We start from the raw sequence: 15,482 nt of genomic DNA, 5'->3' as shown, positions 1-15,482 counted from the left end.
CATGGAGGTATCACCGTGACGCTGTCCTTCACTTACGCCAGCAGTCCAGCCCGCATCCTATTTGGATGCGGGACCCGTGCCCGTCTTGCAGACGAGATCGGCCGTTTAGGAAGAGGCCGCGCACTCGTGCTTGCAACGCCATTTCAAAGGGCAGATGCGGAAGCGCTTGCCTCCTCGCTCGGGTCGTTGGCCGTGGGCGTCTTTGCGGGTGCCACCATGCATACGCCTGTTGATATCACCCTTCAGGCAGCGGCAGTGTTTGAGGAACAGGGAGCCGACTGCGTCATATCGCTCGGGGGTGGCTCGACCATCGGACTTGGCAAGGCACTCGCACGCCGCATTGGTGCAGACCAAATCGTCATCGCCACGACTTATGCTGGCTCGGAAGTCACCAACATTCTTGGTGAGACTGAGAATGGCCTGAAGACAACCGTGCGCGGACCCGACATTCTGCCAGAGACGGTCATTTATGATCCTGAACTGACTTGCGGCCTGCCGATTGGGATGAGCGTGACGAGCGGCCTCAACGCCATGGCCCACGCGGTTGAGGCGCTCTATGCCCATGACCGTAATCCCATCACGACGATGATGGCGATGGAGGGAATCGAAGCTCTCTATAAAGCGCTGCCAGTCATCGTTGCGAAGCCTGACAATATCGCGGCAAGGACGCAGGCGCTCTATGGATCCTGGTTGTGCGGTAGCGTGCTTGGTATGGTTTCAATGGCGCTGCATCATAAGCTTTGCCACACGATCGGCGGAAGCTTCGACATGCCGCATGCAGACACCCATGCGGTGCTGTTGCCGCACACCACTGCCTACACGGAGGTCGGTGCCGCAGATCTACTCAAACCAGTCGCCGATCTTTTTGAAGCGCCGACTGCGGGTGCCGGCCTTTACGATTTCGCCGCAAGCATCGGTGCGCCACTCAGCCTCGCCAGTCTGGGCTTTGCCGAGGCCGATATAGCGCGTGCGGCCGACCTCGCAATGCTAACCCCCTATTACAACCCCCGGCCTATCGAGTCCGAAGGGATCAAATTATTGATCCGCCGAGCCTGGGAAGGAACGAGACCGTGCTAAAGTTCATCGCAAATTCTTCGGAAGGAAATGCGGTGCCGAGGAGGGCAAACCGTATCGGTGTTGAGCCTCTCCTTTGAACCACCGACCCGACGGTTGAAAGCGGTCTCGCCGCGGCCGCCCATGATACCTTGAAGACCTGCAAATCATTGAGCGAATTTAACTGGAAAGGAGCGCCTGATGTCGCGCTATTTCACCGAACACAATTCGGAAGATGCCGTTAATGGCCGTATGGGACCGTCGACCGATCCGCGTCTGGAGGAGGTGATGACCTGTCTGGTCAAACACCTCCACGCCTTTGCCAAGGAAACTCAATTAACCCAGGCGGAATGGGATTATGGCATCGGTTTTCTCACGCAGGTCGGACAGATGTGCTCGCAAGAGCGTCAGGAGTTTATCTTGCTTTCCGACACGCTGGGATTTTCCATGCTGGTCGACGCCATAAATAACCGTCGTCCGACGGGCGCGACGGAAAATACGGTACTTGGCCCCTTCCATGTCGATAATGCGCCGGCCCGCCAGATGGGCGATACCATCAGTCTGGACGGCAAGGGTGAAAGCTGCCTGTTTGAGGGGGCGGTGATCGACATCCACGGCCAGCCGATCGAGGGTGCCAAAATCGATGTCTGGTCGGATAACGCCGATGGCTTCTACGATGTCCAGCAACCTGGAATTCAGCCAAAATGGAATAATCGCGGCATTTTCGTCACTGGCAAGGACGGGCGCTATTCCTTCATCGGCATCAAACCCGTTTCCTATCCGATCCCGAATGATGGACCAGTCGGAAAGATGCTCGGCCATCTTGGCCGCCATCCCTATCGTCCTGCTCATATGCATTACATCGTTTCAGCGCCCGGTTACCAAACGATCGTCACTCACACCTTCGTCGGTGATGATACATATTTGACCTCGGATGCCGTGTTCGGGGTCAAGGACACGCTGGTTGCGCCTTTCGAAAAAGTGTCCGGAGGCAAGACCCTTTGGCACTCACCCTTCAATTTCACCATGATAGCTGCTTGAGGGTTACCAATGCCAAACATGAAAATTTATATCGATGCCGATCGCTATGCTGCGGCAGTGGGTGCTGTTCGCAATTTGCTTCTGCCGCTGCGCGGCATGCTATGCCACGAACTCAATGTCGATGTCACGGCGTGTCAGTTTGCCGTCCTTGAGGTGTTAGGACTTGAAGACCAGCCGCAGATCAACGTCGAAATCCTTATCCTGCCGCGGCCCGAACGCACGCGCGAGAGGATCATCGAACTTTGCACTCTGATCCGTACAATGCTGGCGGACGCTACCGGGCTGCATGTGGCTGTTCGTTCCAGTATGCTCGACCCTCAGACATATGTCGCCTTGAAGTAAGGGTGCTGTTGCAAAATCCCGCTGATGCTCAACATTGAGACCTCCGGTTTGGATATTATCGTCGATTCCGCCGCGCGGCCGCTGTCAGAATCCTGACAGCGGCCTCTCAGAAAAAATGGGCAAGCTTCGAACCCTGGCAGGAGCGGCTAGGCTGGATAGCGGTCTATTGTTGTGTGATCCGTGCTCGATCTCTGCCGATAGATTATCATTCCGGATTTGGAGCTGTCGGAGGGAGACATTCAATCTACTCCTTTTGCTGACGTCACCGCCGGATGCGGTGTGCCTCCTCATGTACTCTGCCATGCAAATCGGCAGCAAGATTTCAACTAACTCCCCAAGCGCACACTTTCATTCGCGGATTGAACGACAGCATACCGGGCTTGATCGCATCCAACTTGACCAAACAAATTCATAATGCTTGATTGTTGACAATCGATGATAAACAGGAGGCGATGGTGAGGGATCAGGCTAATTCAAGTTTCCTCCGCATCCCAAAGGCGACGTTCCGCGCACATATTGCGGAGGGATTGAGAAGCGCCATTCTCAAAGGCGAAATCTTGCCCGGCTCACATGTCACGGAGCAGAGCCTTGCCGAGCAGTTCGGCGTTAGCCGCGGACCGCTGCGGGAGGCCATGCGTCAGCTCATCGACGAGGGGCTACTGGTCACAGTCCCTTACACAGGAACTCATGTCGTCGATCTTTCGGTTGATGACGTCCGCGAAATATATTCCATGCGTGTCAATCTGGAGATTTTTGCGTTTGAACTGGTGTGGGACAAACGCGACCACAGCTTTCGCCAGGAATTGTTGTCGCGCCACACGGAATTGACACGCTGCATCGACAGCGGCGACGACATAGCCTCGATCGATGCCGAACTTCGCCTGCATGGCTTTGTATACGAAGCGTCGGATCACAAGATCCTGCAAAGAATGTGGGAAAGCATTCGCGGACGTCTCCAACTTTACTGGGCCGCTCACCACCGGGCGCATGGCATTCGCGGTCCGCGCCGTGATGGACATGACAGCTATGTGGAGAACGCGCTTGCCCCGAGCCTTGACGCCATGCGCAGCGAGATCCGCGCCCATATGGCTCGAGGCGGTCAACAGACTGAAGATTTTCTGCTGTCTATGAATGCAGATTCGCCGGATCTGAAGAGCGTTACGCGATGATGGGCAATATCCGTCAGCCTCTTTTCATCGCGATGACGGGTTGCGGCAATTTGGGCTGGCAGAGGCGCGAATGCCTTTCGTTGATATCACGGCTGTCGATCATGATCTTGCCCGAGAAAAGCAGCTGCTGCCTTCCGATCGCGCATGTCAGGCCATCATTGATGCGGACGGTCTTCTGGAGCGAGATGAACGCAGCGCCCTTGAGCTGAAGCGTGCGGTGACCAGCCCAGGCCGCCCAAGGTGGATTAGCCATGTTGGATGGCAACAACAGCCTTGCCGAGCTAGTGGAAGCAATAGCACTGGCGGCAGCTGACCGGGCAAAGGAACTTTCGGAACGAGACTAGCAAGAGCCGTGAAAGCCAGACCCAAGTCAAACCTCAAAGGAAGCACACGTGAAGATTACACGCAGAACATTTGTAGCGACAACGGCGGCTTTGGCCATGACGGGCCTTGCCGTTCCGGTCTTAGCCGAAGACGCTTCGACACTCGATCGTATCAAAAAGGACAAGCAGCTTCGCATCGGTGTGACGTCCGCCGAACCCTGGTTCTTCAAGGACCCTATGACGGAAAAGTGGACGGGTGTTGGTGTCGCCATGGGCGAAAAGCTGGCGGCCAATCTCGGTGCAACGCTTGTGCCGGTCGAGACCACCTGGGCCAATGCGATCGCGGCTCTTCAGGCCAACCAGATCGACCTGATGTTCGTCCTCGATCCCACAGAGGAACGCCGCAACGCCATTGATTTCCCGGAAGCACCTTTGTTCTATTATGCAATGGGCGCACTGATTGCCGCCGGCTCCGCTGCGAAAACCTGGGAGGATTTTGATAAAGCCGGCACCCGCATTGGCGTAACGCTCGGCACCTCTCTCGACAAAAATATCACGGCCATGGCGAAGAATGCAGAGATCAATCGTTTCGCCAACAATGATGAGGCAATTGCCGCCTTCGCCGCAAGGCGCGTGGATGTCGTGGTGCAGTTTCACCCGGCTCTGGTTGTGCAGTATTCTCGCCTGAAGCTCGGCAAGGTCATTTTGCCAACGCCGGTTAATCCTGTGCCAACCAGCGCAGGTCTGCGCAAGGAAGCCAATCCGGCATTTCGCGACTGGGTCAGTGAGCAGTTTTCCGACCTATACAAGAAGGGCGTGCCGGATCAGATCTTCGACGACTATCTCAAGTCGAAAAACATCGATCCCTCCGGCATTCCTGGACTCGTCAAGGAAGCTTGGAAATAGCAACGAGCGAGCAAGCGGCCGAGGGAAGGAAGACATTTCCTCGGCTTGGCCTCAACACGTCGATCTTTGGGATCTCACCCGGCGATCGTGACGCTTCTTCTTCCAAGGAATCTTCGTCTCATGAGCTATCACTGGGATTTTTCCGGGGTGTGGTCCCGTTGGGACCTGTTGCTGGCCGGGCTCATCAACACGATCAAGATTGCCGGAATTTCCATCGTTTTTGGTGTGATCGTCGGTCTAGTTCTGGCGTTCCTGAAGCTTTCGCCGCGCCGGTTCTTGTCTGCGCCTGCTACCGTCTTCATCGAATTCTACCGCAATACGCCCCCGATCATCCACTTTTTCTGGTTTTACTATGCGTTACCAGTGCTGGCCAATGTGAGCCTCGACCCGTTCGTTGCAGCTGTCTTGGCATTATCCACGCAATCAGGAGCCTTTTACGCCGAGGTGTTTCGCGGCGGTATCATTTCGATAGAGAAGGGGCAGTGGGAAGGTGCGAGAGCGCTCGGGATGCGGCATTCTCAAATGATGCGGCGGATCATTCTTCCCCAAGCCATGGCACGCATGTTCGCTCCATTTGTCGAGCGATCCTTCGAGCTGACAAAGACGACAGCTCTGGCTTCGACGCTGGCCTATGCCGATCTTCTCTATCAGGCAATGCTGGTCAACAGCGCTACGTTTCGCCCACTTGAAGTCTATACGACCATTGCGCTCATGTACGTCATCCTGCTCGTCACGGCCAGCACGCTCGCGCGCATCGCCGAAGCGCGCTTAACGGCCTATCGCTGAGGATCGGTATCATGGATTATCAAGTTGATTTCGATCTGATATTTCGCAGCCTGCCGGTTTTGCTGAGGGGATTGCTGGTCACGATTGAACTATGGGTGCCGACTGTTCTCATCGGTCTTACCGCTGGCTTTCTCCTATCGCTGGCACGGCTGTCAAAATCGGCGACGCTGAGGCTTCCGAGCTTATTTTACATCGAACTCTTCCGGGATACGCCTGTCCTGATCCAGTTGATCTGGTTTTTTTACGCTTTTCCGATCATCATTGGCGTGCAGCTATCGCCGTTCGTTGCGGCCCTGCTTGGCCTCACCCTGAATACGTCAGCCTATTCCGCCGAGATCTTCCGTGGTGGGATGCAGTCTATCGCACAGGGACAATGGGAAGGCGCACGGGCACTCGGCATGCGTCGATCAAAAATCCTGCAACGGATCATTCTGCCGCAGGTCTTCAAGCGAATGCTGCCGGCTTTCACCAATCGGATCATCGAAGTGGCCAAGATGTCGTCGCTCGCATCAGTGCTCTCTGTGCATGAGCTGATGTATCAAGGGCGGTTGCTCAGCTCCACCTATTATCGGCCGTTCGAGATCCTCACGACTGTCGCCTTCATCTATTTCGTCCTGATCTATCCCGGAACCTGGCTTTCCGCCCGCCTTGAGCGGCGCATGGCCGAGAAGGCCTAAGGAGATTATTGCAATGAATGAGCCCATTCTGCGGGTCACCAACCTGCAAAAGCGTTTCGGCGATTTGCATGTGCTGAGGGGCATCAATTTTTCCGTCGAACCTGGAGAGCGAATTGCCATCATCGGAGGCAGTGGCTCCGGCAAGAGCACCTTTCTGCGTTGCTTGAACTTCATGGAGATCCCAAGCGGCGGCACAATCGCCCTCGATGGTAAGGAGATCGGCAAATCCCGTGGCCGCGAAGGGGTTCGCAGCTATCCCGAGGCTGAGTTGCGCGCCGTGCGCGAACGGGTCGGCATGGTCTTTCAGCAGTTCAATCTGTTTCCGCATATGACCGTGTTGGAAAACGCCATGGAAGGTCTGTTGACAGTGAAGGGCATGAAACGTGCCCTGGCTCGTGAACGAGCTACGCGCGAACTCGAAAAGGTCGGGCTGGAAACAAAGCTCGACGCTTATCCCGGGAGGCTCTCTGGCGGTCAGCAGCAGCGGGTCGCCATTGCCCGCGCCCTGGCCATGGAGCCTGAAATTCTGCTGTTTGACGAGCCGACATCCTCGCTCGATCCGGAACTGGTGGGCGAAGTCTTGCGTGTTATTCGCCAGTTGGCAGATGAGGGGCGCACCATGCTGCTCGTCACCCACGAGCTGGGCTTTGCCTATCACTTTGCCACCAAGGTTATCTTCCTCGCAGATGGCGTGTTTCACGAAGTTGGCACGCCCGATGAAGTTCTGAAGGCGCCCAGGCAGGAACGGACGCGGGCCTTTCTCGAGCGTTTTACCGAATTCACTTTCTGAATTCCGGCAATCACATTCCAAGGACAATGACCATGAATGCAAGTGCAGCCAGCGATACCAGTTCTCAAGGCTATGTGGCCGACCAGCGCAATGACGACGTGCTGATCTATCTGAATGGCGAATTTTTCAAGCGTGACGAGGCCAAGGTTTCGATTTTCGACGCCGGTTTCGTTCTGGGCGATGGCGTCTGGGAAGGCGTTAGGCTGGTTAACGGCAAGATCGTCGCGCTGGATGAGCACCTCGACCGCCTTTTCGAGGGAGCCAATTCAATTCAGCTCGACATCGGCATGACCCGTGCGGAGTTGACGGAAGCCCTATGGCAGACCTTTCGCAAGAACGACATGACGGATGGTGCTCATGCCCGACTGATGGTAACCCGCGGCAAGAAGAAGACGCCGAACCAGGATCCTCGGTTTGCCATGGGGCAGGCGACCATTGTCATCGTTGCCGAATTCAAGATTCCGAAGCCGGAGTCCAAGTCCAAGGGTCTGTCGCTGATGACCTCGACTATCCGGTGCAGCACGCCGGATGTCTTCGATCTGCGCCTCAACTCGCATAGCCGCCTGAATTTCATCCATGCGCTGATCCAAGCGATCAACTGTGGCGCGGACGAAGCGCTGATGCTCGATCCTCATGGTTTTGTTGCCAGTTGCAATTCCACCAACTTCTTCATCATTCGCGGCGAAGAATTGTGGACCTCGACGGGTCGCTACAATTTCAACGGCATTACCCGCAAAAAGGTCGTCAAGCTTTATGCCGAAGCAGGCTACGTGGTGCGGGAAAAGGATTTTACGCTGGCTGAGGTCTACGGTGCTTCGGAAGCTTTCGTCACGGGAACGCTGGGCGGCATCACGCCAGTGACACGGATCGATGGCCGCCCCGTGGGTGATGGGCAGCCCGGTGCGGTTACGCAGCGCATCGCCGACCTCTATGATCGTTATGTCAGTGGTTGATGGTGGGGCGGATGGTTCCGCTCGAGCCGACAGAAAAGGATGGTCCGCCCTCCGGGGCCGAGATTGCGCGCATGCCTCACCAGTGCGCGCGACCGTTCGTGTCAGGCGGGCCTCGTTTTTCTCGCCTGCTCAACGCCCATGCGCAGTTCATTAGCGCTTCGGGCTGCGTCAACGACGGCGGCGCCGGTTCTGCGGCTATGATCGAGCATCAATACACCCGCTCGTATCGCATCACCTTCAACGATCGCGTCGAAAATCGCTTGGTGTTCCGCAACCGATTCCTGCCAGCGCTGGTCGGAAAGAAGCGTCTCGTGGCGATTGTGAACTGATTGTTTGGTCAACGTGATATGGGCGTTCGACAGAGCTGGATTGCCTGAGAGTTCAACGATGAGGGCGTGAAGTTTCTGGTTTGATTTGAAATATGCCTTCTGACTGCGCTTTTTGTAAGCATCCAGCATCTGATTATGCAGACGCTCGATCTCTGAAAGGGCCTTCGGCGTCATCCTGGAAACGGCAACCTCGATTGCATGTCTTTCAAGCGCGCCCAGAACGTCGAAGACATCAAGCAATTCCTTGGCCGAGAATTGCCGGACCCTGGCTCCTCGGCCGGGGAGAAGCTCAAGAAGGCCTTCCGACGCCAACAGTTTAACGGCTTCCCGCATCGGTGTACGCGACACGCCGATTGCCTGAGCAAGGGCAACCTCGTTCAATCTTTCTCCAGCCGGCAGGTCACCGCGACTGATCATCTCGCGCAATTTATCGACAACATGATGATGAAGAGATGCGCGTTTGATGGCCACAGCATAGGGCGCCGCCGAAGCCGGTTCGTTGTCATCATCCATGGCTGCCCGCTTCATCTCACTACCCTATTCATGTCCACTGATATCCAACCTGCACGCGGCTAGGCAAGTGTCTCGTGCGCCTAAAAATCCATCAATCCGACCGCATTCAGTGCATCGAACTAATTGCATAAATAATGCACTTTGTAAATATATATAATATAAACAACAATTTAGAAATTGGCATAATGCTTGCAGTGCAAAGTTTATCTGTCACACTTGCGGAAGGTAAGCATCATGGCCAGCAGCAAATTTAAGCGTTCTCGCTTTTCTGTATATCGCTCACATACATGTCTATGGCTTGCCGCGACCCTGTCGTTTGGCCTGTTCCAATCCAACGCCCATGCCGAGACCCCGAAGGACGTGCTGATCGAGGTTGCCGAACATGGTCCGAACTCGCTCGATGCCATGGCACCTGCCGCAAACGAATTCAGCCAGATGACCTCTTGGCAACTCTACGATCGTTTGATTACCCATGGCACGAAGACCCTTCCCGACGGAAAGGTGATGTATGATGCCACCAAGATAGAGCCTGAACTTGCAAAGAGCTGGGAAATCCTCGACGGCGGCAAGACGCTGCTATTTCACCTGCGGGAAGATGCGACCTTCCACGACGGCTCTCCGGTAACGGCCGAGGATGTTAAATGGTCGTTCGATCGCGCCGTCTCGGTCGGTGGGTTCCCAACAGTGCAGATGGCGGCGGGGTCGCTGACGGATCCCAAGCAATTCACCGCCGTTGATGCTCACACGTTCAAGATAACCCTGCCAGCAGCAGACAAGCTGACGCTCCCCGACCTCGCCGTCCCCGTCCCCTATGTGGTCAACAAGACACTCGCTTTGAAGCATGCGACGACGGAGGATCCCTGGGCGCTCAAATGGACCTCGCTCAATGACGCTGGCGGCGGCCCGTTCAAGGTTGGTAGCTGGAAAAGCGGCGACCGGATCGTCTTTGACCGGTTCGACAATTGGAAGTCCGGGCCCATGCCCGCCCTCAAGCGCGTCGTTCTGCGCGAGATCGCTTCCCCGGGCACGCGCCGCGCCTTGCTGGAAAAGGGCGATGTCGACGTGTCCGTCGGCCTGCCCCCGAAGGATTATGCCGAGCTGGCGGCTGCCGGAAAGGTCAACGTCATCGGCACGCTGATGCAGAACGAACAGTTCAACGTCGACCTCAACGTTACGATGAAGCCTTTCGACGACAAGCGCGTGCGTCAGGCAATTGCCTACGCGCTACCCTATGACAGCATCATGAAACAGGCGCTCTATGAGCGTGGCGAGCCGCTCTTTGGCGCGGATCCCGCGACGCCTTATCCACCTAAATGGCCCGTCGCGTCGAAATACAACACAGACCTCAGCAAAGCGAAGGCGCTGCTAAAGGATGCTGGCTATGGAGACGGGTTTAAGACCGACCTCTACATCGATATGAGCCAGACCACTGTGCAGGAGCCGATGGCGCTGCTGATTCAGGAGCAGCTCAAGAAAATCGGTATCAGCATCGAAATTCATAAAGTGCCCGGTTCCGAGTGGTTCGCCAAGATGGGATCGAAGAGCATGCCGATGGATATCAACTACTTCTACGGCTGGCTTGATTACCCGGAATATTTCTACTTCTGGACTTACGACGGCAAGAACAACAGCGTGTTCAACACCGCCAACTATTCGAATCCGGAATTGGACAAGCTGATAGAACAGGCACGGTTCGAGAGCGATCCCAGGACCTATGACGCAATCATCACCAAGATGAATGGCATCGCCATGGACGATGTCCCGCGCGTACCCGTTGCCCACCTCTATTCTGATATCGCCATGCAGAAGAACGTGAAGGGCTATGTCTACTGGTTCCACACGCATCTCGACCTGCGGTCAATCTCGAAAGAGTAGAACGCGATTGGAGAGCCGAAACCATTTCGGCTCTCCAACACGAACTCCAGATCGACCAGACGCCCGGATCGAATGTACGGAGATTGAGCCCTTGAAGATCATCCTCAGTTTTGCAAAACGAATTGCGACCGCAGTTCCGAGTATCATCGGCGTCGTTGTCGTCACCTTTGTGCTTGCGCGCGCATTGCCGGGCGATCCGGCCTCTTACTACGCCGGTTCTTCGGCCACTCCGCAGAGCATTGCCCAGATCCGCAAGGCGCTTGGTCTGGACAAGCCTTTATGGCTTCAGTTCGGCGACTATGCCAACAGACTTTTGCATGCGGATCTAGGAACATCGCTATCGAGCGGCCAGCCAGTGTTTCAGGATTTGGTCACGAGGCTTCCCGCGTCGATCGAACTGACGCTTTGCGCGCTCGTATTCGCAATGCTGATCGGGCTTCCGCTCGGTATAGCCGCTGCGACGCAACCCGGCAAAGCGAGCGATCACCTCTGTCGCATCGTCGTATCGGTTGGGGCGGCCTTCCCAACGTTCTTCGTCTCACTGGGCCTGGTTTATGTCTTCTACTTCAAACTCGGTGTCTCGCCCGAACCGCTCGGTCGTCTGAATGATACCTATTTCACCGTACCGCCGACGATTACCGGTCTCTATCTCATCGATACCCTGCTTGCCGGCGACATCTCTGCCTTCTGGGCATCGTGCGCCCAGTTAATCCTGCCGTCGGTCTCGCTCGGCCTCTTCGCGTTGGCACCCATCGCGCGCATTGCCCGTGCGTCAATGCTGGCGTCGCTTTCCAGCGACTACTGCCGCACCGCCCGCGCCATGGGCCTTTCGCGCACCAGAGTGGTCTATGGCTATGGTCTGCGCAATGCCATGCTTCCCGTCATCAATATCCTAGGCATGGTGTTTTCATTCCTGCTCGGCGCCAATGTTCTCGTCGAGCAGGTGTTCGCCTGGCCGGGCATCGGTGCATATGCCGTGAATGCAGTCATTTCATCTGACTATGCCGCAGTCCAGGGCTTCGTCCTGATGATGGCGATCCTCTACATCCTGCTCAATCTTGTGGTCGACCTCGCCGCCGCCGCAATCGATCCGAGGGTACGCTACGATGGCTGAGACGGTCTCCAGAACATCTAATACCAGCACCTTCTGGCGCGATGCCGGCCACATGGCGGCGGAAAACAAGCTGACGCTGTCAGCGGCCATCATCCTGTTGCTCTTCGTGGCGTTGTCGCTGCTCGCGCCCTGGATCATTCCCTACGACCCCTTGGCGGTAGATACATCGGCAGCGCTGAAATCCCCAAGCTGGGCCCATCTTTTCGGCACCGACGCGCTTGGCCGCGACATCATGAGCCGGGTCGCTATTGCCACCCGCCTGGATATCGGAATGGCCATCGGCGCCGTTGCTCTCTCTTTCGTCACGGGAACGGCGACCGGTGCAATTGCCGGTTACTTCGGTGGCTGGACCGATGCTATCATCGGCCGCGTCATGGATACGATCATGGCATTTCCGCTCTTCGTGCTGGCGATGGGGATCGTCGCCGCACTGGGCAACAGCGTCGAGAATATCGTGCTGGCGACTGCGATCATCAACCTGCCGTTTTACTCGCGCTTTGCCCGCAGCGAAGTGAATGTCCGACGCGATATGACCTTCGTCGAGGCAGCCCGCATGGGCGGAAACCGCTCATTCCGGCTGCTAACCTTCCATGTCGTTCCCAACATCCTGCCGACGATGATGGTTCAGGGATCTCTCAACCTCGGTTGGGCCATCCTCAATGCCGCGGGTCTGTCCTTCATTGGCCTCGGCGTGCGTCCGCCGACACCGGAATGGGGGATCATGGTCTCGGAAGGGGCATCTTACATTTTCTCTGGCGAATGGTGGACCTTTGTCTTCCCGGGAGCCGCACTCGTCACCACCGTCTTCTGCTTCAACCTGATCGGTGACGGTCTCAGAGACATCACCGATCCCAGGAGGCGCACATGAGCGTACCGCTTCTCTCCGTCAAGAACCTGAGCGTGAGCTTCCGCACGCGCTCGGGCATCGTCAGAGTTCTCGACGACGTCAGCTTTTCTCTCGGCAAGGGCGAGGTGCTAGGCATTGTTGGCGAAAGCGGATCGGGAAAATCGGTCCTCTCCTACGCGCTGATGGGACTTCTCGATGAGACCGCTGACATCAAGGCTGATGCCATTGAATTCGGTGGCATCGACCTGGTCGGCACAAGATCGCCGCTTGCTTCCATTCGTGGGCGAGAGCTGTCCATGATTTTCCAGAGCCCACGCACCGCACTCAATCCGATCATGAAAGTCGGTAAGCAGATCGAGGATGTGTTGAGGCGGCACGGCCCCGTCACAAGGTCGAATGCCAAGGCAGCAGCAATTGCCGCGCTGGCAAAAGTTCGCATTCCCGACCCTGAAAGACGATACCACGCCTATCCATTCGAACTCTCCGGTGGAATGTGCCAGCGCGTGATGATCGCCATGGCGCTGTCCTGTTCGCCCGCCCTTCTGATTGCAGACGAGCCAACGACAGGCCTTGATGTCACAACTCAGGCGGTCGTTATGGACCTGATGCGTGATCTGGTGCGGGAAACCAGGATGTCATCGATCCTGATCACCCACGATCTCGCACTGGCCGGCGAATATTGCGACCGGATCATCGTGATGCATGCCGGTCATATGGTGGAGTCCGCACCGGCGGACGCCTTGCAGGCACGTTTTGCCCATCCTTATACACGTGGACTGTTCGCCGCCACGCCGACTGCGCGAACGGAACTCCAGGATCTCGCTTCGATCCCTGGCAATCTTCCCGACCTCAGGGGCGAATTGCCTCCCTGCCGGTTTTTCCATCGCTGCAATCTGCGTGAGCCAGATTGCGAAACAGGTGCCATCGCACTCGCACCGTTGGGCAATGATCATTCCGTGCGATGCAGGCATCCGCTATGACCGTCGTAAAAACTCCCTTGATTGAGGTCCGTGGCCTTTCAAAACATTATCCCGTCGGCACGATGCGCCGCAAACGTCTCTACGCCGTCGATGACGTTGACCTCACCATTGGCGAAGGCGAATGCGTTGGCCTGGTCGGTGAATCCGGGTGCGGAAAATCAACCCTTGCTCGTGTACTGGCACGTCTGGTCGATCCAACCGAGGGAAAGATCACACTTTCTGGTGCGGACATCGCGAGCATGCCTGCCCGGTCTTTCGGCGGATCGCCCCTGAGGCGCGATATCCAGGTCGTCTTTCAGGATCCGACCGAAAGCCTCAATCCCGGCTTTACCGTCTTCCAGTCCATCGCCGATCCACTCAAGCGCCTTCTGGGTGGAACGAGCAAGGATATAGCAGAGATGGTATTTGCAGCCCTGGATGATGTTGGTCTGCCGCGAGAATATGGCACCCGCTATCCGCATCACCTGTCGGGAGGGCAAAAGGCGCGCGTAGGAATTGCCCGGGCCATTGCGGTAAAGCCAAAACTGCTCGTGCTTGACGAGCCAACCTCGGCGCTCGATGTCTCGGTGCAATCTCTGATCCTGCACCTGCTTGCCAAGCTGCAGAAACAGCGCAACATGAGCTACCTGTTCGTCTCGCACGACCTCAATGTCGTGCGCCTGCTTTGCGACCAGATCGCTGTGATGTATCTGGGAAGGATTGTTGAATTCGGGCCTTCGAATTCTGTGTTTTATGATCCTCGACATCCCTATACCCGTGCACTTATCGATGCGATCCCGGATCCGGCGCGTAAGAACACCGCACGAATAAAGCTTGAAGGCTCAGCATCAAGTCCTATCGATCCCAATCAGAGCGCCTGTCGCTTCGCTGGTCGCTGCCCCGCTGAGATAACTATCTGTAGCCAAACGATGCCGCTCCTGACCGCTCGTGACGACGGTGGGCTGGTGGCATGCCATCGAGCCGATGATGTGGCGCTCCGAACGTCAGCGCAAGCGGGAGCACGGATGTCATGACACGCATCCTGCTGTTCAATCCGAATACATCCAACGATGTGACCGACCTTCTGGTTCGCGTGGCGCGGCCATCGCTTTCACCCGGTTCCGAGCTTCTCCATGTCACGGCCCCACGCGGCGTTCCCTATATTGCAACCAGAGCGGAAGCCGCCATTGCGTCCGGCATCGTGCTGGCGGTCCTCGCCGAAAAAGAGGGTAGTTTCGATGTCGCGATCCTGGCAGCATTCGGTGATCCCGGCCTCGGCGGAGCACGCGAGTTGATGCCGGTTCCGGTGATTGGACTGGCGGAAGCCGCCATGCTGAGTGCCTGTATGCTAGGCCAACGCTTCTCCATTGTCTCATTTTCACGTGCGCTCGGACCATGGTTTCGCGATTGCGTCGCTATGCATGGCCTGCTGGACAGGCTCGCCAGCATTCGGCTGCTTGATGGAAGGTTTGCCTCGCTGAACACCGTTCAGGATGAGAAAGAGGACCATCTCGTGGAGCTTGCATTGGCGGCCGTAGAAGAAGATGGGGCCGACGTTATCATTCTTGCCGGAGCGCCGCTCGCCGGTCTTGCCACACGGGTCCGAGAACGCATTCCTGTCCCGGTCGTGGAATCGGTGGTCGCTGCCGTCAAGCAGGCAGAACTCCTTGCCGCGCTTAATCCGAAGAAGGCCTCCGCCGGCACATTTCGCAGACCGGATCCGAAACCCTCTCTCGGCCTGTCGCCAGCGCTCGAAAAGCTTCTGATGTCCAAGCCGGGCGCCACGCAATCATAAACCAAAACAT

17 protein-coding genes are annotated in these 15,482 nt (G+C 56.7%); 15 read left to right on the top strand and 2 right to left on the bottom strand.

Going from position 1 to position 15,482, the window contains the following annotated elements; all coding sequences use genetic code 11:
* Nucleotides 1-15 precede the first annotated feature (15 nt).
* From BJF91_RS10970 to BJF91_RS10955, 4 genes are all read left to right on the top strand, one after another.
* Complete coding sequence (locus BJF91_RS10970) at nt 16-1,077, top strand: maleylacetate reductase (protein ID WP_075614484.1); 1,062 nt, start codon at nt 16-18, stop codon at nt 1,075-1,077.
* Between the two features lie 177 nt (nt 1,078-1,254).
* Nucleotides 1,255-2,094: a dioxygenase family protein gene (locus BJF91_RS10965; RefSeq protein WP_075614483.1), complete on the top strand. Its 840-nt coding sequence runs from the start codon at nt 1,255-1,257 to the stop codon at nt 2,092-2,094.
* A gap of 9 nt (nt 2,095-2,103) precedes the next feature.
* Nucleotides 2,104-2,436 carry a hypothetical protein gene (locus BJF91_RS10960; RefSeq protein WP_083943261.1) on the top strand — a complete coding sequence of 111 codons (333 nt, stop codon included), beginning with the start codon at nt 2,104-2,106 and terminating at the stop codon, nt 2,434-2,436.
* A 452-nt stretch (nt 2,437-2,888) separates the two neighbouring features.
* Entirely contained in the window at nt 2,889-3,605 is a 717-nt protein-coding gene (locus BJF91_RS10955; protein WP_075614482.1) for a GntR family transcriptional regulator, read from the top strand.
* A 13-nt stretch (nt 3,606-3,618) separates the two neighbouring features.
* Here the strand turns inward: BJF91_RS10955 and BJF91_RS10950 are convergent, their stop codons facing one another.
* The gene (locus tag BJF91_RS10950) at nt 3,619-3,873 is read right to left on the bottom strand and encodes a hypothetical protein (protein WP_139310650.1); all 255 of its coding nucleotides are present in this window, start codon (nt 3,871-3,873) and stop codon (nt 3,619-3,621) included.
* 124 nt (nt 3,874-3,997) lie between these two features.
* Between BJF91_RS10950 and BJF91_RS10945 the strand changes: the two genes are divergently transcribed.
* The 5 genes from BJF91_RS10945 (at nt 3,998) to BJF91_RS10925 (ending at nt 8,040) form a co-directional block, all read left to right on the top strand.
* Nucleotides 3,998-4,834 (top strand): transporter substrate-binding domain-containing protein, encoded by an 837-nt coding sequence (locus BJF91_RS10945; RefSeq protein ID WP_075614480.1) that lies wholly within the window; start codon nt 3,998-4,000, stop codon nt 4,832-4,834.
* 120 nt (nt 4,835-4,954) lie between these two features.
* On the top strand, nt 4,955-5,620 hold the full coding sequence (locus BJF91_RS10940) for an amino acid ABC transporter permease (protein ID WP_075614479.1): 666 nt from the start codon (nt 4,955-4,957) through the stop codon (nt 5,618-5,620).
* Nucleotides 5,621-5,631: 11 nt separating this feature from the next.
* Nucleotides 5,632-6,297 carry an amino acid ABC transporter permease gene (locus BJF91_RS10935; RefSeq protein WP_075614478.1) on the top strand — a complete coding sequence of 222 codons (666 nt, stop codon included), beginning with the start codon at nt 5,632-5,634 and terminating at the stop codon, nt 6,295-6,297.
* Between the two features lie 13 nt (nt 6,298-6,310).
* A complete protein-coding gene (locus BJF91_RS10930) occupies nt 6,311-7,087 on the top strand; it encodes an amino acid ABC transporter ATP-binding protein (RefSeq protein WP_075614477.1) in 777 nt (258 codons plus the stop codon).
* Between the two features lie 32 nt (nt 7,088-7,119).
* Entirely contained in the window at nt 7,120-8,040 is a 921-nt protein-coding gene (locus tag BJF91_RS10925; RefSeq protein ID WP_075614476.1) for an aminotransferase class IV, read from the top strand.
* A 101-nt stretch (nt 8,041-8,141) separates the two neighbouring features.
* On the opposite strand, the gene BJF91_RS10920 is transcribed toward BJF91_RS10925, so the two are convergent.
* The gene (locus tag BJF91_RS10920) at nt 8,142-8,897 is read right to left on the bottom strand and encodes a GntR family transcriptional regulator (RefSeq protein ID WP_234801593.1); all 756 of its coding nucleotides are present in this window, start codon (nt 8,895-8,897) and stop codon (nt 8,142-8,144) included.
* Nucleotides 8,898-9,116: 219 nt separating this feature from the next.
* Between BJF91_RS10920 and BJF91_RS10915 the strand changes: the two genes are divergently transcribed.
* From BJF91_RS10915 to BJF91_RS10890, 6 genes are all read left to right on the top strand, one after another.
* Nucleotides 9,117-10,757: an ABC transporter substrate-binding protein gene (locus tag BJF91_RS10915; protein ID WP_075614475.1), complete on the top strand. Its 1,641-nt coding sequence runs from the start codon at nt 9,117-9,119 to the stop codon at nt 10,755-10,757.
* Between the two features lie 97 nt (nt 10,758-10,854).
* Complete coding sequence (locus BJF91_RS10910) at nt 10,855-11,871, top strand: ABC transporter permease (RefSeq protein WP_075614603.1); 1,017 nt, start codon at nt 10,855-10,857, stop codon at nt 11,869-11,871.
* Nucleotides 11,864-12,739, top strand: coding sequence for an ABC transporter permease (locus BJF91_RS10905; protein ID WP_075614474.1), 876 nt, complete (start codon nt 11,864-11,866; stop codon nt 12,737-12,739). Before BJF91_RS10910 ends, BJF91_RS10905 begins: the two co-directional genes overlap by 8 nt.
* Nucleotides 12,736-13,698 carry an ABC transporter ATP-binding protein gene (locus BJF91_RS10900; RefSeq protein ID WP_075614473.1) on the top strand — a complete coding sequence of 321 codons (963 nt, stop codon included), beginning with the start codon at nt 12,736-12,738 and terminating at the stop codon, nt 13,696-13,698. Before BJF91_RS10905 ends, BJF91_RS10900 begins: the two co-directional genes overlap by 4 nt.
* Nucleotides 13,695-14,711: an ABC transporter ATP-binding protein gene (locus BJF91_RS10895; RefSeq protein WP_075614472.1), complete on the top strand. Its 1,017-nt coding sequence runs from the start codon at nt 13,695-13,697 to the stop codon at nt 14,709-14,711. The genes BJF91_RS10900 and BJF91_RS10895 overlap by 4 nt, the downstream gene beginning before the upstream one ends.
* On the top strand, nt 14,708-15,472 hold the full coding sequence (locus BJF91_RS10890; RefSeq protein ID WP_075614471.1) for an aspartate/glutamate racemase family protein: 765 nt from the start codon (nt 14,708-14,710) through the stop codon (nt 15,470-15,472). The genes BJF91_RS10895 and BJF91_RS10890 overlap by 4 nt, the downstream gene beginning before the upstream one ends.
* Nucleotides 15,473-15,482 lie beyond the last annotated feature (10 nt).

This window comes from Gillisella taibaishanensis, from assembly GCF_001938985.1.
Taxonomy (GTDB): domain Bacteria; phylum Pseudomonadota; class Alphaproteobacteria; order Rhizobiales; family Rhizobiaceae; genus Allorhizobium; species Allorhizobium taibaishanense.
The sequence above is the reverse complement of the archived record's forward strand: the minus strand, read 5'-3'. Positions and strand labels throughout refer to the sequence as shown.